This window comes from Aeromonas sp. AE23HZ002T15, from assembly GCF_054165525.2.
The window spans coordinates 3,426,010-3,443,072 of record NZ_CM201342.1; the positions used below are offsets into that span (position 1 = coordinate 3,426,010).

General features: G+C 62.2%; 16 protein-coding genes. 14 read left to right on the forward strand and 2 right to left on the reverse strand.

All coding sequences use genetic code 11. From position 1 onward, the window contains the following. Nucleotides 1-62: 62 nt before the first annotated feature. A complete protein-coding gene (gene queG, locus ACT5M9_RS16060; protein WP_457980460.1) occupies nt 63-1,226 on the reverse strand; it encodes a tRNA epoxyqueuosine(34) reductase QueG in 1,164 nt (387 codons plus the stop codon). Nucleotides 1,227-1,349: 123 nt separating this feature from the next. On the opposite strand from queG, the gene ACT5M9_RS16065 reads away from it, so the two are divergent. The 10 genes from ACT5M9_RS16065 to ACT5M9_RS16110 all read left to right on the forward strand — a co-directional run bounded on the left by ACT5M9_RS16065 (nt 1,350) and on the right by ACT5M9_RS16110 (nt 11,995). Beyond that, nucleotides 1,350-2,849: an NAD(P)H-hydrate dehydratase gene (locus ACT5M9_RS16065; RefSeq protein WP_457980459.1), complete on the forward strand. Its 1,500-nt coding sequence runs from the start codon at nt 1,350-1,352 to the stop codon at nt 2,847-2,849. A 17-nt stretch (nt 2,850-2,866) separates the two neighbouring features. After that, on the forward strand, nt 2,867-3,340 hold the full coding sequence (gene tsaE / locus ACT5M9_RS16070) for a tRNA (adenosine(37)-N6)-threonylcarbamoyltransferase complex ATPase subunit type 1 TsaE (protein ID WP_438550436.1): 474 nt from the start codon (nt 2,867-2,869) through the stop codon (nt 3,338-3,340). Next, nucleotides 3,331-4,857 carry an N-acetylmuramoyl-L-alanine amidase gene (locus ACT5M9_RS16075; protein WP_457980458.1) on the forward strand — a complete coding sequence of 509 codons (1,527 nt, stop codon included), beginning with the start codon at nt 3,331-3,333 and terminating at the stop codon, nt 4,855-4,857. Before tsaE ends, ACT5M9_RS16075 begins: the two co-directional genes overlap by 10 nt. A gap of 171 nt (nt 4,858-5,028) precedes the next feature. Continuing rightward, on the forward strand, nt 5,029-6,912 hold the full coding sequence (mutL, locus tag ACT5M9_RS16080) for a DNA mismatch repair endonuclease MutL (RefSeq protein WP_457980456.1): 1,884 nt from the start codon (nt 5,029-5,031) through the stop codon (nt 6,910-6,912). A 45-nt stretch (nt 6,913-6,957) separates the two neighbouring features. After that, nucleotides 6,958-7,893, forward strand: a complete 936-nt coding sequence (gene miaA / locus ACT5M9_RS16085; protein WP_457980454.1) for a tRNA (adenosine(37)-N6)-dimethylallyltransferase MiaA — start codon at nt 6,958-6,960, stop codon at nt 7,891-7,893. 73 nt (nt 7,894-7,966) lie between these two features. Next, the gene (hfq, locus tag ACT5M9_RS16090; protein WP_011704864.1) at nt 7,967-8,230 is read left to right on the forward strand and encodes an RNA chaperone Hfq; all 264 of its coding nucleotides are present in this window, start codon (nt 7,967-7,969) and stop codon (nt 8,228-8,230) included. Nucleotides 8,231-8,293: 63 nt separating this feature from the next. Further along, complete coding sequence (gene hflX, locus ACT5M9_RS16095; protein ID WP_438550432.1) at nt 8,294-9,580, forward strand: ribosome rescue GTPase HflX; 1,287 nt, start codon at nt 8,294-8,296, stop codon at nt 9,578-9,580. Nucleotides 9,581-9,671: 91 nt separating this feature from the next. Further along, on the forward strand, nt 9,672-10,823 hold the full coding sequence (gene hflK / locus ACT5M9_RS16100; protein WP_438550431.1) for an FtsH protease activity modulator HflK: 1,152 nt from the start codon (nt 9,672-9,674) through the stop codon (nt 10,821-10,823). Between the two features lie 3 nt (nt 10,824-10,826). Beyond that, nucleotides 10,827-11,711 (forward strand): protease modulator HflC, encoded by an 885-nt coding sequence (hflC, locus tag ACT5M9_RS16105; RefSeq protein ID WP_438550430.1) that lies wholly within the window; start codon nt 10,827-10,829, stop codon nt 11,709-11,711. 95 nt (nt 11,712-11,806) lie between these two features. Beyond that, complete coding sequence (locus tag ACT5M9_RS16110) at nt 11,807-11,995, forward strand: DUF2065 domain-containing protein (protein ID WP_457980444.1); 189 nt, start codon at nt 11,807-11,809, stop codon at nt 11,993-11,995. A gap of 89 nt (nt 11,996-12,084) precedes the next feature. Here ACT5M9_RS16110 and ispB read toward each other — a convergent pair whose 3' ends face one another. Continuing rightward, a complete protein-coding gene (ispB, locus tag ACT5M9_RS16115; RefSeq protein ID WP_457980442.1) occupies nt 12,085-13,056 on the reverse strand; it encodes an octaprenyl diphosphate synthase in 972 nt (323 codons plus the stop codon). A 242-nt stretch (nt 13,057-13,298) separates the two neighbouring features. Here ispB and rplU point away from each other — a divergent pair, with 242 nt between their 5' ends. From rplU to ACT5M9_RS16135, 4 genes are all read left to right on the forward strand, one after another. Beyond that, the gene (gene rplU, locus ACT5M9_RS16120) at nt 13,299-13,610 is read left to right on the forward strand and encodes a 50S ribosomal protein L21 (protein WP_005304210.1); all 312 of its coding nucleotides are present in this window, start codon (nt 13,299-13,301) and stop codon (nt 13,608-13,610) included. Between the two features lie 17 nt (nt 13,611-13,627). Beyond that, nucleotides 13,628-13,885, forward strand: a complete 258-nt coding sequence (gene rpmA, locus ACT5M9_RS16125; protein ID WP_005911261.1) for a 50S ribosomal protein L27 — start codon at nt 13,628-13,630, stop codon at nt 13,883-13,885. Between the two features lie 189 nt (nt 13,886-14,074). Then, nucleotides 14,075-15,280 (forward strand): Obg family GTPase CgtA, encoded by a 1,206-nt coding sequence (gene cgtA / locus ACT5M9_RS16130; RefSeq protein WP_434665914.1) that lies wholly within the window; start codon nt 14,075-14,077, stop codon nt 15,278-15,280. A gap of 372 nt (nt 15,281-15,652) precedes the next feature. Then, nucleotides 15,653-17,023, forward strand: coding sequence for a YjiH family protein (locus ACT5M9_RS16135; RefSeq protein WP_457980440.1), 1,371 nt, complete (start codon nt 15,653-15,655; stop codon nt 17,021-17,023). The last annotated feature ends 40 nt before the right edge of the window (nt 17,024-17,063 follow it).

Here is a 17,063-nt window from a genome sequence, read left to right on the forward strand (position 1 = left end):
GCCGACGATCAAACTCGGCAGAGCATGAAAAAATGGCTGACATCAGGCAAGGGTTTGATCACTCAGGCGTGATCTGGCAATCCTTTTTCGATGCAGCGGATCAGCAACTTCGTCTTTCGGTTCTCATCCTGCCGGCGCCTCGCCAGGGTCGCCAGCGCCCAGTCGATGTGCTCAGCCACCATGGGGTCGGCGCTCTCCAGCGCCTGTTGCAGCGCCGCCTCCACCTCGGGGCTGGCGGGGCCGTTGCCCAGCGCCACCGCCAGGTTGCGACGCCAGCGCCGATAGCCGATGCGGCGGATGGGGCTGCCCTCTGTGTGCTTGAGAAAATCGCTCTCGGCCCAGCGCCACAGCTCGAGCAGGGGCGGGCGATGCAGGTTGGGGCGTGCCTTGAAGTCCTCCTCCGGGCTCGCATCCGCATAGCGATTCCAGGGGCAGATGAGCTGGCAGTCGTCGCAACCATAGATGCGGTTGCCCATCAGCGGCCGAAACTCTTCGGGGATGGGGCCGTCGTTCTCTATGGTGAGGTAGGAGATGCAGCGCCGCCCGTCCACCACATAGGGGGCGACTATGGCCCCGGTCGGGCAGATGTTGATGCAGGCCACGCACTTGCCACACTGCTCCTTCTCCACCGGCGCGTCCAAAGGCAGCGGCAGGCTGATGAGCAGCTCCCCGAGGAAGAAGAAGGAACCCGCCGATTCGTTGAGCAGCAGCGAGTGCTTGCCCACCCAGCCGAGCCCCGCCTTGGCGGCGAGGGGGCGCTCAAGCACGGGGGCCGAGTCGACGAAGGGGCGCCAGCCCAGCGCTTCATCGAGCGGCAGGCCCGAGGCCAGGGCGAGTGCCCGGCAGCGCTGCTCGATGCGTTCCCCCAGTTGCTTGAGGCGATTGCGCAGCACCTTGTGGTAGTCGCGCCCGAGGGCGTAGCGGCTGATGTAACCCAGGGTGGGATCCCGCAGGGTACTGGCAAAGCCGGCCTCGAAGGGGAGGTAGTTCATGCGCACCGACAGCACCCGCTGAGTGCCGGGCAGCAGTTCATGGGGGTGGGCGCGCATCATGCCGTGTCGCTCCATGTAGTCCATGCTGCCGTGATAGCCCGCATCCAGCCAGGCCTGCAGTCTGGGCTCCTCGATCCTGAGATCTGTGTCGGTGATCCCGGCCTGGTCAAATCCTAGCTCGCGTGCCCAGAGCTTGATATCTTGGGCCAGCTGATGGAGTTCGGCTGCCGTCATGCTGCGCCGCTTGTCCTCTGCCATGCAGACGAAAGCAGGGGGGACGCATAGGGCGTCGGCCAAGGCCGCGGCATGGGCCCGGTGCAAGGCCGGATCGCTGGATGATGGGGGTGGGGAGCCGTCATGGTGCAGGTTATCGAAGGTGTTATCAGCAAAGATGAAGGCCTCAGTCTAGCACAGCCCCTGTGGCGCACCGAGCAGATCCGTCTGCTGGAACGGCGCTGGGCCGAGACCGAGGGGGGTGATACCTATGAGCTGATGGAGCGGGCCGGTGGCGCCTTGTGCAACTATGCCCGCCACCATTGGCCCCAGAGCCGCCACTGGTGGATCTTCGTCGGCCCGGGCAACAACGGCGGCGATGGCTATGTGCTGGCCCGTCTCGCCCGGCGGGTCGGCCTCGACCCCATAGTCATAGCTGCGCGGGCCCCCGAGTTGCTCAAGGGGGACGCGAGGCGAGCCGCCGAGGCCTGGCTGGGGGCCGGTGGTGCCGTGGTGCTGGCCGATGAGGTCGATCCCGGCCTGCTCCCTGCGCCGGATCTGGTGGTGGATGCACTGCTCGGCACCGGTGTCCATATCCCCCTGACCCCTTCCATGACAAAGATCGTCGCAACCATCAATGGGTTGTTGGCCCCCGTGCTGGCGGTGGATCTCCCCTCTGGCCTCAACGGCGACACCGGCCGCGCCATGGGGGCCCTGGTGCGCGCCACCCGTACCCTCACCTTCATCGGCATCAAGCAGGGGATGCTGACCGGTGACGGGGTGGACGGCGTCGGTCGGCTCGACTGCGATCCCCTGGGGGTCACCCCGCCGGATGAGATCTCCCCGGCCGCCTGGCGCATCGATTACCCCGCACTTCTCTCTTGCCTGTCACCGCGCCCGCGCTCGGCCCACAAGGGGAACAACGGCCGGGTGCTGGTGGTGGGGGGCAACCTCGGCATGCAGGGTGCCATACTGCTGGCGGGCCAGGCCTGCCTGCGGGCGGGGGCCGGGCTGGTGCGACTCTGCCAGCACCCGAGCCTGCCTCCCGCCAGCCTGGTGCAACCCGAGCTGATGGGGTCAGGCGAGGACTATGCTGGCTGGGCCGGGGTGCGGGTGCTGGGCCCCGGGCTTGGCCGGGATGAGTGGGCCCGCGCCCAGTTCGAGCGCGAGATGAAGGCCCCCGGTCCCCTGGTATTGGATGCCGACGGATTGAATTGGCTGGCGCAGGGGCCCCGTCATCAGGATAATTGGGTGCTCACGCCCCATCCGGGGGAGGCGGCCCGCCTGCTGGGTTGCGCCATCGCCGAGGTCGAGGCGGATCGCTTCGCCGCTGTCACCCTGCTGCAGCAACGCTACGGCGGTGTGGTGGTGCTCAAGGGGGCGGGGTCACTCATCAGCGATGGGCGGCACATCGTGCTTTGCAGCGAGGGCAACCCCGGCATGGCCAGTGGCGGCATGGGGGATCTGTTATCTGGTATAATCGCCGCCCTCCTGGCCCAGGGCTGGTCCGCCGCCATGGCGACCTGGCTGGGGGTCGCCATCCATGGCGAGGCCGCCGATCTGGCTGCGGCCGACGGGGAACGAGGCATGCTGGCATCGGATCTGCTGCCCTGGATCCGCCGTCTGGTCAATCCGACACAGTAACAAGTTATAAGAAGAGCATGGCAAAACAGTTGATGATGACACTGCCGGATGAGGCAGCAACGGTGGCACTGGGTGGACGCCTGGCACAGGCGTGCCAGCAGGCGACCACGGTATTTCTGCACGGCGCCCTCGGGGCCGGCAAGACCACCCTGACTCGCGGCTGGGTGCAAGGGCTCGGCCATCAAGGCAAGGTTAAGAGTCCGACCTATACCCTGGTGGAACCCTATGAACTGGCCAACTGGCAGGTCTATCACTTCGATCTCTATCGACTGGCGGATCCGGAAGAGCTGGAGTTCATGGGCATCCGGGACTATTTCGGTGCCGATACCCTCTGCCTGGTGGAGTGGCCGGAAAAAGGGGAGGGCTGGCTGCCCGCACCCGATCTCGAGATTACCCTGACGTATGTAAACGAGCAGCGTGAGGCCCGGATAGTGGCCCGCACTGCTATTGGCGAAGCCATTCTGGAACGGTTGTCATCTCAGTGCGCTTGATCCTTGTCGTAATGCTTTCCCTGCTGGCCCTGCCCTCTTATGCGAATCAGCTCAAGAGTGTGCGGGTATGGCCATCGCCGGACAACACCCGGGTGGTGCTCGACATGAGCAGCGCCCCCAATTTCAACTACTTCACCCTGTCCGGCCCGAGCCGCCTGGTGATCGACCTGAAAGGGGCGAGCAACGCCGCCAATCTGGCGCGCATCGAGAACAACAGCGAGCTGGTGCGCAAGATCCGGGAAAGCACGCCGGTCGACAAGGGCAGCATGCGGCTGGTGCTGGATCTCAGCTCGGCCATCAAGCCGGTGGTGTTCCCGCTGGCCCCGGCCGGCCCCTATGGCCACCGTCTGGTCATCGATCTGCCCTATGAAGAGAAGGGGGCCGCCGCCGCGGCCCAGTCCAGCCCGGTGGGAGGCCACGGCAAGCCCATCGTCATCGCCATCGACCCCGGCCACGGCGGGGAAGACCCGGGCTCCATCGGCCCGCGCCGCACCTACGAGAAGCGGGTGACCCTCTCGGTCTCCCAGAAGCTGGCGGCCCTGATCGACCGTGAACCCGGCATGCGCTCCGTGATGACCCGCCGCGGCGACTACTTCGTCGACCTGAACAAGCGCTCCGAGATCGCCCGCAAGGCCAAGGCTGACCTGCTGGTGTCGGTGCATGCGGACAGCTTCCACAACTCCACCCCGCGCGGCGCCTCCGTCTGGGTGCTGTCGACCAACCGTGCGAACCGCGAGATGGGCAGCTGGCTGGAGAAGCAGGAGAAACAAGGGGAACTGCTGGGGGGCGTCGGCAAGGTATTGGCCGAATCCGATCCCAACCCCTATCTGGCGCAGACCTTCCTCGACCTCTCCATGGACAAGTCCAGGGCCGAGGGTTATGAGGTGAGCCGCCAGATCCTGCGCTCCATGGGCAAGGTGGCCCGGCTGCACAAGAAGGCCCCGGAGCACGCCAGCCTGGCGGTGCTGAAGGCCCCCGACATCCCCTCCGTACTGGTGGAAACCGGCTTCATCTCCAACCACGCGGAAGAGAAGCTGCTGGCCACCGCCAGCTATCAGGATCAGCTGGCCCGCGCCATCTTCGAGGGGATCCGCACCTATTACCGCAGCCACCCGACCAAGGGCCCCATGCTGACCGGCAAGGGACAGAAGGCCGTGGTGGCCAGCCAGCCGGTACAGAAACAGGCGGTGGCCGCCCCCCAGCAGCAGGTGGTCAACCGCATGCCGGCGACTAGCCGCAGCAGCGACGGCGGGGCCCCGGTCAGCAGCGTGGGCAGCGCCTCGGGCGCCGGGGTGATCAAGCCCTACAAGGTGGCGGCCCAGGAGCCTAGCAGGCCGGTGAGCAGCACCCAGAACAACGACAAGTCGCAGATGATCCGCCACGTGGTCACCCGCGGCCAGAGCCTCTCCCGTCTCGCCGAGAAACACGGGGTGAGCCAGGCCCGGCTGGTGGAGATCAACAAGTTGAAGTCGCGGGATATCCAGATTGGGCAGGTGCTCTATATCCCCAGATCCTAAGCGTCGGGGATAAGGGCCACCCGCCCAGGGCTGCAGGTGGTCGCCCCGCCTCCCGCGGGGCGGCACTGGGGCCGTTCTGTGACCAAGGGTCGCTGCCCCACCTCGGGCAAGCGCCCTGGCAGGCATAGACCATCATCCCCCAGGTGAGACCAAAGAACTCAGGAGTCAGCGATGCCGATCCGTATATTGCCCCCCATACTGGCGAACCAGATCGCTGCCGGCGAGGTGGTGGAACGCCCCTCCTCGGTGGTGAAGGAGCTGGTGGAGAACAGCCTGGACGCGGGGGCGGACCGGATCGAAATAGACATCGACAAGGGCGGCGCCAAGCTCATCCGCATCCGTGACAACGGTAGCGGCGTGGCCAAGGACGAGCTGGTGCTGGCCCTGTCCCGCCACGCCACCTCCAAGGTGGCGACCCTGGACGATCTGGAGGGGATCAACAGTCTCGGCTTTCGCGGGGAGGCGCTCGCCTCCATCAGCTCCGTCTCCCGCCTGACCCTGACCTCCCGCACCGCCGAGCAGAGCGAGGCCTGGCAGGCGGCGGCGGAGGGGCGCGAGATGAACGTCACCATCAAGCCGGCGGCCCATCCGGTGGGTACCACGGTGGAGGTGGTGGATCTCTTCTTCAACACCCCGGCCCGGCGCAAGTTCATGCGCAGCGAGAAGACCGAGTTCGCCCACATCGACGAGCTGGTGCGCCGCATCGCGCTCTCCCGCTTCGATGCCACCCTGATCCTGCGCCACAACGGCAAGGTGGTGCGCCAGTACAAGGCTGCCAATACGGTGCAAGAGCAGGAGCGGCGTCTCGCTGCCGTCTGCGGCACCCCCTTCATGCATCACGCCCTGGCGGTGGAGAGCGAACACAGCGACGTGCGGCTCTGGGGCTGGCTGGCTACCCCGGCCGGTGCCAGACCCCAGAACGACCTGCAATACACCTATGTCAACGGCCGCATGATGCGCGACAAGCTCATCAATCACGCCATCCGCCAGGCCTATGACGAGCTGCTGCCCCCGGATCGCTTCGCCGCCTATGTGCTCTACATCGAGCTGGATCCGCGCCAGGTGGACGTGAACGTACACCCCGCCAAGCACGAGGTACGCTTCCATCAGGCCCGCCTCATTCACGACTTCATCTTCCAGGCCCTGTTCGGTGCGCTGCACCAGGAGGTGGTGGTTGCCGATCCTGTGGATGCCCCCCTTGCCAGCAGTCAGGTCGATCTGCCCTCTGCGCCACCAATAGAATATCCCGGCCAGGCCCCGCGCCCGGAGTGGTACGGTGCCGAGCACAGCTACCGGGCCCCGACCCCGTCGCAGCCAAGGTCGGTGAGTGAAGGAGGCGCGGCGAGGGCCGGTGGCTATCAGCCCCCCGAGCCGCCTCGCGCTGAGGCCATGCGGGGCATGGGGGCTCTGCTCACCACCTTGCCCATCGCGGCCGAGGAGCCGGCTCCCGCCCAGGGGCAAGGGGGCAAGGCCATGGACACCGAGGGCTATCGCGCCCTGACCCTGGTGGAGCAGGCCTATCTGCTGATGGAGCGTCAGGGTCAGCTGGCCTTGCTCTCCCTGGTGCGGGCGGAGCGCCTGCTGCTGCGCCACTGGTTGCTGGACGCCTGGGGTCAGGGGCTGGCGGCCCAGCCGCTGCTGTTGCCGGTCTCCTTCAAGCTGCCGAAAAACCTGATCGCCCTGGTGGAGCAGCAAGAACGTCTGCTCAAACGGGTGGGGCTGGAGTTGAAAAGCGGTGGACGCGACACCATGATCCTGACTCGGGTGCCGGCCTTGCTGCGCCAGACCGATCTGGTGCGCCTCTTACCCGAATTGCTGCAGTTGATCGAGAGCGGATCTGACAGTGATGGAGACCAGCAGGCTCAGGTAGTATGCCAATGGCTGGTGGAGCAGGGCATAAGCGCCGAAAAAATATATGATTTTTCAACGGCCAGTCGATTGCTGACGGAACTTGTATCCGATTTCAGTGACCAACTGGCAGACCCTCGCATGGTGCGCCCGCTCTCGCTGGCGACCGTGCTGGCAGAATTTGCACCGGCCGGCCAAGGGCAGTGAACAACCTCGGGGTTGTCCCTTGCGACCTATACCCGGTGCCAGAGGATGATAAACGTGGCTGAGTTGCCGACTGCAATTTTTTTGATGGGGCCGACGGCCTCCGGCAAGACGGATCTCGCCATCGAACTGTGCCAAGCCCTGCCCTGCGACATCATCAGCGTGGACTCCGCGCTCATCTATCGCGGCATGGACATAGGCACCGCCAAGCCGACCCCAGCCGAGCTGGCGCAGGCGCCACACCGGCTGATCGACATCCTGGATCCGGCCTTGAGCTATTCCGCGGCTGACTTTTGCCGCGATGCCCTGCGGGAGATGAGTGATATCGCCGGGCGGGGTCGTATACCGCTGCTGGTGGGGGGCACCATGCTCTATTTCAAGGCGCTGCTGGAGGGGCTTTCCCCCCTGCCGCCCGCCGACCCGGCCATCCGGGCCGGAATAGAGGAAGAGGCCGCCCGTCTCGGCTGGCAGGCGCTGCACGACGAGCTGGTGCGCATCGACCCGGTGGCGGGAGCCCGCATCCACCCGAACGATCCGCAGCGGCTCAGTCGGGCGCTGGAGGTCTATCGCATCAGCGGCAAGACGCTGACCGAGCTGACCCAGGTTCAGGGGGAGGGGCTGCCCTATCGGGTGCACCAGTTTGCCATCGCGCCCTCCGATCGCGCCGTGCTGCACCAGCGCATCGAGCAGCGTTTTGACAAGATGCTGCAGGGCGGGTTCGAGCAAGAGGTCAGGGCGCTCTATGAACGGGGGGATCTCACCCCTGATCTGCCTTCCATCCGCTGCGTTGGCTACCGCCAAATGTGGGACCATCTGGCGGGGGAAGTCGGATATGATGAGATGCGTTATCGTGGCATCGTGGCCACCCGCCAATTGGCCAAGCGTCAGATGACCTGGTTGCGCGGATGGTCTGATTTGACCTGGTTGGAATCTGGTGAGTCTGGCAATCTGGCAAGGGTCGTCGCCCGTGCTGGTGCGGCTTGACACTCCCTGTATAATCAGGTTGTTATATTGATATCCGGTGTTTTAAAAACAACAAACTATAAGGAAAAGAAAGATGGCTAAGGGGCAATCTCTCCAAGACCCGTTTTTGAATGCGCTGCGCCGTGAGCGGATTCCTGTTTCTATCTATTTGGTCAACGGCATCAAACTGCAGGGTCAGATCGAATCGTTTGACCAGTTTGTCATTTTGCTGAAAAACACCGTGAGCCAGATGGTTTACAAGCACGCCATTTCTACCGTGGTGCCGGCCCGCGCCGTCAACCATCACCAGCACGCCCCGGGCGCCGCCGGTGAAGAACAGGGTGAAGCCGAGGCGTGATAGCTGGCGGCGAGCAGACTCGCCAACTCGGATTCATCGTGAAAACTGTTAAGGAGCAAGCGCTTGTTTGACCGTTATGAAGCTGGTGAACAGGCCGTTCTGGTACATGTCAACTTCAGTGATGAGGGTGAGCGGGAAGATCTGGAAGAGCTCAAGATGTTGGTGAGCTCGGCTGGCGTCAATGCGCTGGGGGTGATCACCACCAGTCGCAGTGCGCCCAGTGCCAAGTTTTTTGTCGGCAGTGGCAAGGCGGAAGAGATCGCGGATCAGGTGCAGATGCACGGCGCCGACGTGGTCATCTTCAACCATGCCCTGACCCCCGCCCAGGAGCGAAACCTGGAGCGTCTGTTCCAGTGCCGGGTGGTGGACAGGACCGGCCTGATCCTGGATATCTTCGCCCAGCGCGCCCGCACTCACGAAGGCAAGTTGCAGGTCGAACTGGCCCAATTGCGCCATCTTTCTACTCGCCTGGTCCGCGGCTGGACCCACCTCGAACGTCAGAAGGGGGGGATAGGCCTGCGTGGTCCTGGCGAAACCCAGCTTGAAACAGACCGACGCCTGCTGCGGGAACGCATCAAGGCGATTTTGCGTCGGCTCGACAAGGTGGCGAAGCAGCGGGAGCAAGGGCGCCGTGCCCGCAACCGCAACGAAGTGCCGACGGTTTCTCTGGTGGGCTATACGAACGCCGGAAAGTCCACTTTGTTCAACCAACTTACAGATGCCAGCGTGTATGCTGCCGACCAATTGTTCGCAACTCTGGACCCTACCCTGCGTAAATTGGTGATCCAGGATGTGGGTGATGTGATTCTGGCGGATACAGTTGGATTTATTCGACACTTGCCCCATGATCTGGTCGCGGCCTTCAAGGCGACGCTGCAGGAGACCCGCGAAGCGGATCTGTTGCTGCACGTCGTGGACTGCGCCGATGAACAGATGCAGGAGAACGTCGATTCGGTTCAGACCGTACTGGCCGAGATAGAGGCGGATGACCGTCCCCAGCTGATGATCTGCAACAAGATCGACAAGCTGGCCGACAGACCCGCCGGTCTGGAGCGGGATGAAGAGGGGCGCCCGGTACGGGTCTGGCTGTCAGCCCAGACCGGGGAGGGCAGTGAATACCTGTTCCAGGCCCTGACCGAATTGCTGGCCGGATCCATGGTCCATCACACCCTGCAGTTACCGCCCTCGGCCGCCAGATTGCGCAGTGCGCTCTATCGGCTCAAGGGCATCGAGCAGGAAGGTTTCAGCGAGGAGGGGGATTTTGTCCTGGAGGTACGCTTGCAAGTGGCCGACTGGAACCGCCTCATGAAACAAGAAGGTGAGAGTTTACAACGCTTTATCAGACATTGATGCGTTCATGAAGATGAGCGCCTAGCGGCCTCGTCGTCGATTGATGTCCGATAGAGATGATATCCATCCGCATGTATTAATGGAGACGCTGATGGCTTGGAATGAGCCTGGTAACAACGGCAAAGACCGTGACCCTTGGGGGAATAACGGCAAGAATCAGGGACCCCCTGATCTGGATGAGATGCTGCGCAAGGTGAGCCGCCGTTTTGGTGGCCTGTTCGGTGGCGGCAAATCGGGTGGCGGTGATGTGGGCAAATTCGGCCTCTCCATCGCCCTGGTGGTCGCCGTGGTGGTGTGGGTCGTCAGCGGCTTCTACACCATTCGCGAGGCCGAGCGTGGCGTGGTGCTGCGCTTCGGGGAGTATTCCCACAACGTGGATCCCGGTCTGCGCTGGAAACCGACCTTCATCGACAAGGTGATCCCGGTGGATGTGGAGTCCGTGCGTTCCCTGCCCGCTTCCGGCTTCATGCTGACCCAGGACGAGAACGTGGTCCGGGTCGAGATGGATGTGCAGTATCGCGTGGTTGACCCGGAGCAGTACCTGTTCAGCGTCACCAATGCGGACGAGAGCCTGAGCCAGGCCACCGATAGTGCCCTGCGCTACGTGGTGGGTCACACCAAGATGGATGACGTCCTGACCACGGGTCGTGAGAAGGTGCGTCAGGAGACCTGGCAGGTGATCGATGGCATCATCGAGCCCTACCAGATGGGTCTGCAGATCGTCGACGTCAACTTCCTGCCGGCTCGTCCGCCGGAAGAGGTGAAAGATGCCTTCGATGACGCCATCTCCGCCCAGGAAGATGAGCAGCGCTTCATTCGTGAGGCGGAAGCCTATGCCCGTGAAGTGGAGCCCAAGGCCCGTGGCCAGGTCAAGCGCCTGGAACAGGAAGCCGAAGGCTACAAGTCCCAGATCGTGCTGAAGGCCAAGGGTGAAGTGGCTCGCTTCAACGAGCTGCTGCCCCAGTACCAGGCCGCGCCCGAGTTGACTCGTGATCGTATTTACTTGGAAACCATGGAAGAGCTGTATCAGCAGACCAACAAGGTGCTGGTCGACATGCCTGCTGGCAACAACAGCATGATCTACCTGCCGCTCGACAAGTTGTCTGGCAAGGCGAATGCGGTGCAACCGGCACGTCCGGCTGGTACTCCTGCGGTGGAGCCGGCCCAGCCGTCCAACGAGGGCGCCAACTCTACTCCGACCCCGCTGCGTGGCGGTGACCGTTTCAGCACAGGGAGAAACTAATAGATGAAGAAAATAGCTATTGGTGTCATCGCTGTGGCCGCCATGGTCTGCTTCTCTTCCGTCTTCATCATCGATGAAGGGCAGAAGGGGATAGTGGTGCAGTTCGGCAAGGTGAAGCGCGTCGACTCCGGCGAGCCTCGTCTCTATGAGCCGGGCCTGCATTTCAAGGTGCCGCTCATCGATCAGGTTCGCAAGATGGATGCCCGCATCCAGACCCTGGAAGGCCAGGCGGATCGCTTCGTGACCTCCGAGAAGAAGGACCTCATCATCGATTCCTACGTGAAGTGGAAGATCGAGGACTTCTCCAAGTACTACCTGGCAACCGGTGGTGGCAACAAGATCCAGGCCGAAGACCTGCTCAAGCGCAAGATCAACAACGGTCTGCGTTCCGAGATCGGTAATCGCACCATCAAGGACATCGTCTCCGGCGAGCGCAGCACCGTGATGGAAGATGCGCTGATGAAGATGGCGCGCTCCTCCGAGCTCGGCATCAAGGTGGTGGATGTGCGGATCAAGCAGATCAACCTGCCGGTGGAAGTCTCCAGCTCCATCTATCAGCGGATGCGTGCCGAGCGGACTGCCGTTGCCCGTGAGCACCGCTCCCAGGGCCGCGAGCAGGCCGAGATCCTGCGCGCCGACATTGACCGCAAGGTGACCGTCATGATCGCCGACGCCGAGAGTAATGCGCGTCAGCTGCGTGGTGAAGGGGATGCCGAGGCCGCCAAGATCTACGCCGACAGCTACAAGAAGGACCCCGAGTTCTTCAGCTTCGTGCGCAGCATGGAGGCCTATCGCAAGAGCTTCACCGGTGGCAATGACCTCATGGTCCTGAAGCCGGACAGCGAGTTCTTCCGCTACCTCAAGTCGCCCCAAGGTGACAAGCAGTAAGCGGCGAGTGATCCATACAAGGGCCTGATGATTCAGGCCCTTTTTATTTCGGTCGACGAGCCGGTCTTGACGGGGTCGTCCTGAGGGGGAAGGGAATGCTGACATCCGTGTTGATGGGGTTGGGGCTGCTCCTGCTGTTCGAGGGGCTGGGTCCCTTGTTGATGCCAAAGGCCTGGCAGCAGATGCTGAGGCTGCTGAGCGATCAGCCACCGGAGCAGTTGCGCCGTATCGGCGGCTGCCTGGTGGTGACGGGGGCCGTGATCCTCTGGGCGCTGGGCCACTGACCGTGCAACAGTCCGGGCCGGGTCCCGGGCAATAGGAAGACAATAAAAAAGAGGCCCGTGGCCTCTTTTTTATTGGATGTGGATTTCGCTCAGGCGCTGCGCTGCGCCGCCATCTCGGCCAGGGCCGCCAGGGCTTGCTTATGCTCGGAGTCCGGCAGTATGGCCAGCGCCGCGATGGCCTTGTCGGCCTCTTCCCGGGCCTTCTGGCGGGAGTACTCCAGGGCACCGGTACGGTCCAGAATGGCCAGGATCCGGTCCAGGTGGTCCATGCCGTTGCGGTGTTCGATGGCATCGCGTACCAGCTGGCGTTCCTCCGGTGAGCCTGCGGCCATTGCCCGCAGCAGCGGCAGGGTGGGCTTGCCCTCGGCCAGATCGTCGCCGACGTTCTTGCCCATCTCGTCGCTCTGGGAGCAGTAGTCCATCACATCGTCGATGATCTGGAAGGCGGTGCCGAGGTACTTGCCGTAGTCGGTCATGGCCTGCTCGATGGCGGCGGGCTGATGGGTCAGCACGGCGGCGAGGCGGGTGGCGGCCTCGAACAGCTTCGCGGTCTTGCAGTAGATGACCGTCATGTAGCTCTCTTCCGTGGTGTCCGGATCGTTGCAGTTCATCAGTTGCAACACTTCCCCCTCGGCGATGGTGTTGGTGGCATCCGATAGGATCTCCATCACCTTGAGGTTGGAGAGTTCGCTCATCATCTGGAAGGAGCGGCTGTAGAGATAATCGCCCACCAGGACGCTGGCGGCGTTGCCATACAGGGCGTTGGCGGTCTCCCGGCCGCGGCGCAGGTCCGATTCGTCGACCACGTCGTCGTGCAGCAGGGTGGAGGTGTGAATGAATTCTATGATGGCGGCCAGCTTCAGGTGATCTTCACCCTCATAACCCAGGGCGCGGGCGGCCATGACGGTCAGCATGGGGCGCATCCGTTTTCCGCCTGCACTGACAATGTAAAAACCCAGCTGGTTGATCAGGCTGACATCGGACTGGAGCCGGGCCAGGATCAGTTCATTGACCGCCGTCATGTCGGCGGCACAGAGCGCACGGATAGTCTGTTGGTCCATAAGTCTCGTAACGTGACGGCAGCAATTACTGCGTTTTTAGCAATGGCGGGGATTCTACACGATTTCACAATGGGTTACAGTTAAGCGTTTATTCACGGCGAGGGATATGCGCACAAAATAAACTTTTTGCTAAAATGGCCTTGCCTCGGCAAATCGTTCTGCGTAGAATGCCCGCCCATTGTTATAGGTTTTTGCGCGTGTCTGGCCTTGAGCAAAAGACACGCCTTTACGGAGTTAATCAAATGTACGCGGTATTCCAAAGCGGCGGAAAACAACACCGTGTGGCCGAAGGTCAAATCGTTCGTCTGGAAAAGCTGAACGTAGAGACTGGCGCTACCATCGACTTCAACGAAGTGCTGATGGTTGCTGCAGGCGACACTTTTAAAGTAGGTGCTCCTTTCGTTGAAGGTGGCAAGGTTGTAGCTGAAGTTGTGGCTCACGGCCGTGGCGAGAAAGTGACTATCGTCAAGTTCCGTCGTCGTAAGCACCACCGTAAGCAAGCGGGCCACCGTCAGTGGTTCACTGAAGTCAAAATCACTGGCATCAGCGCTTAATTAGAGGAGTCCGATAGATGGCACACAAAAAAGCTGGCGGTTCATCCCGCAACGGTCGCGATTCTGAAGCTAAACGCTTGGGCGTTAAGCGTTTCGGCGGCGAAACAGTTCTGGCAGGCAGCATCATCGTTCGTCAGCGTGGCACCAAGTTCCACCCTGGCACCAACGTTGGCCTGGGCACCGACCACACTCTGTTCGCAACTGCGACCGGTAAAGTGCTGTTCGAAGTTAAAGGTCCGCAGAATCGTAAGTACGTCAGCATCGTTGCTGAGTAATTACGGACCGCAAGGATCCAAAGCCCCGCCAACAGGCGGGGCTTTTGTTTTTCTGATGAGTTTGACGAAAAAGCGGCACGCGGCAGTGCTGGCGAAGACGGGCCCCACAGGCCAGATGCGTCTCGCCCGCAGGGGTCTGTACCACTATAATTGCGTATCGGTTTTTCGAATTGAAGGTGACGGTTACCTATGAAGTTTGTTGATGAAGTCCAGATTCGAGTCGATGCCGGTGACGGTGGTAACGGTTGTGTGAGCTTCCGCCGCGAGAAGTACATCCCGAACGGCGGCCCTGACGGTGGTGACGGTGGTGACGGTGGCGATGTCTATCTGATCGCCGACGAGAACCTGAACACCCTGATCGACTACCGCTTCGAGCGTTTCCACGCCGCCGAGCGTGGCGAGAATGGCCAGAGTGCCAACTGTACCGGTCGCCGCGGCAAGGACCGTACCCTGCGCGTGCCGGTGGGCACCCGTGCCAGCGATGAAGACACCGGCGAGCTGCTGGGGGATCTGACTACCCACGGCCAGAAGCTGCTGGTCGCCAAGGGCGGCTTCCACGGCCTTGGCAACACCCGTTTCAAGAGCTCGGTCAACCGCGCCCCTTACCAGAAGAGCAACGGCACCCCGGGTGAAGTGCGGACCCTGAAGCTGGAGCTGCTGCTGCTGGCCGACGTCGGCATGCTGGGTCTGCCCAACGCCGGCAAGTCCACCTTCATTCGCGCCGTCTCTGCGGCTCGCCCCAAGGTTGCCGACTACCCCTTCACCACCCTGGTCCCGAACCTTGGCGTGGTACGGGGTGAAAACTCCCGCTCCTTCGTCATCGCCGACATTCCGGGCCTGATCGAGGGAGCCGCCGAAGGTGCTGGCCTCGGGATCCGTTTCCTCAAGCACCTCGAGCGCTGCCGCGTGTTGCTGCATCTGGTGGACATCTGCCCGGTGGATGGCTCGGATCCTGCCGACAATGCGGTGACCATAGTCCGCGAGCTGGAGAAATACAGCCCGGAACTCGCGAGCAAGCCGCGCTGGCTGGTGTTCAACAAGATGGATCTGATCCTGGAAGAAGAAGCCCAGGAAGTGATGGACAGAGTGAAGGCCGCCCTGAACCACGAAGGGCCCGTCTACGCCATCACCGCCATCACCAAGGAAGGCACCAAGAAGGTGTGCTACGACATCCTGGATCTGCTGGATACCATGCCCCGTCAGCTGGAGGCCGATGCCAAGGCTGCCATCGAGAAGGTGGAGTTCAAGTGGGACGATTACCACAAGAACCAGCTGGCTCAGGCGGAAGCCGAGGCCCTGGCGGCGTCCAAGGCCTTCGATGACGCCCTGGATGACGACGATGACTGGGATGACGAAGACGACGATGGCGTCGAAGTCATCTACGTGCGCGACTGATCCTCACCCCGTCGCGACGAGACCGGAGCCTGGCAACAGGCTCCGGTTTTTTTATGGGAAGCTCGACCGGATCACCTTATAGATATATTTGCCATGCAGCTTATTGCCTGTTGTTTGTGACAATTTATACTGCGCAGCTGAACTTAACCTATTTGAAACAATATGCTAACCGATTGATGCTGCATCAATATGCATGACTGTTTTGGTTTGTTCTGATGGATGGTTTGCCTGTAAAAATATTTATGCTTGAAATGATCCGTTAAAAGCTTGTTTGTGCATTTATTTGGGTTATTCTTGCGCCCGTTTGTCGGGCGAGGGCATGAATATGCAGGCGGCCTGGCTGAAGGAAAAGTCACATTAAGGCTGTAAATCATGTTGGAAAAGACCCTGCAGGCCCCGGCGATCCGTACCCGCCGCAACCTGCTGATGTTCCTCGTCCCGTCCCTCATCGGGATCCTGCTGTTCATGACCCCGGTCATCTATGACGGCAACGTCACCATTCCCGTCGCCGTGCTGGCGAAGCTGGTGCAGACCGTGTTCGCCGATCACCTGGTGGCCATGGTCAGCGCCATCATCACCACTACCATGCTGATGACGCTCGTCGCCTGGCTGTTCAAGCCGGCCATCCTGGTCCGTCGTCCCTTCCTCAACAGCCTGTTCAACGTCTCCCCGTTCTGGGCCTGCGTGCGGGTGTTGGGGGGCGTCTTCGTGCTGCTGACCTTCTTCGAGGTGGGGCCCGAAATGCTGCGCTCCGGGGCGACCGGTGGCCTGGTGCTCAACGATCTGCTGCCGGTGCTGTTCTCGGTGTTCATCTTCGCGGGCCTGCTGTTGCCCCTGCTGCTGGACTTCGGTCTGCTGGAGTTCGTCGGCACCATGATGACCCGCATCATGCGGCCCGTGTTCCGCCTGCCGGGTCGCTCGGCGGTGGACTGCTTCGCCTCCTGGCTCGGGGATGGCAGCGTCGGCATCCTGCTCACCAGCAAGCAGTATGAAGGCAAGTTTTACACCCAGCGGGAAGCTGCGGTCATCGGCACCACCTTCTCGGCGGTCTCCATCACCTTCTGCCTGGTGGTGATCTCCCAGGTGAAGCTGGAGCACATGTTTGTGCCCTTCTACCTGACGGTCTGCCTGGCCGGCGTGGTCGCCGCCATAGTCGTGCCGCGCCTGCCACCGCTCTCCTGGAAGAAGGATGTCTACAGCGACGGCACCCCCTTGTGCCGCAAGCAGGAGGCCATCCCCCATCAGCACAGCGTGCTGAGCTATGGCTACCAGCGTGCGTTGACCAAGGCCGACAGCATGACAGACCTCGGCGCCGTGGCGCGGGAAGGGGTGAAGAATGCGCTGGACATGGTGTTTGGCGTGCTGCCCGTGGTGATGGCCATCGGCACCTGCGCCCTGATGCTGGCGGAGCACACCCCTGTGTTCAATTGGCTGGGTGCCCCCTTCGTGCCCTTGCTTGAGCTGCTGCAACTGCCGGAGGCCGAGGCGGCCTCCAAGACCATCATGGTGGGCTTCGCGGACATGTTTATCCCGGCGGTGCTGGCCTCCACCATAGAGAGCGACATCACCCGCTTCGTGATCGCCGCCATGTCGGTCACCCAGCTCATCTATATGTCGGAAGTGGGTGCCCTGCTACTCGGCAGCAAGATCCCGGTCAAGCTGTGGGAGCTGTTTGTCATCTTCCTGTTGCGCACCCTGGTGACGCTACCGGTCATCGCCGGCGTGGCCCATCTGCTGTTCTAAGGCTCACTGTCGCGATTCAAGACGGTCAACTCAGGTTGGC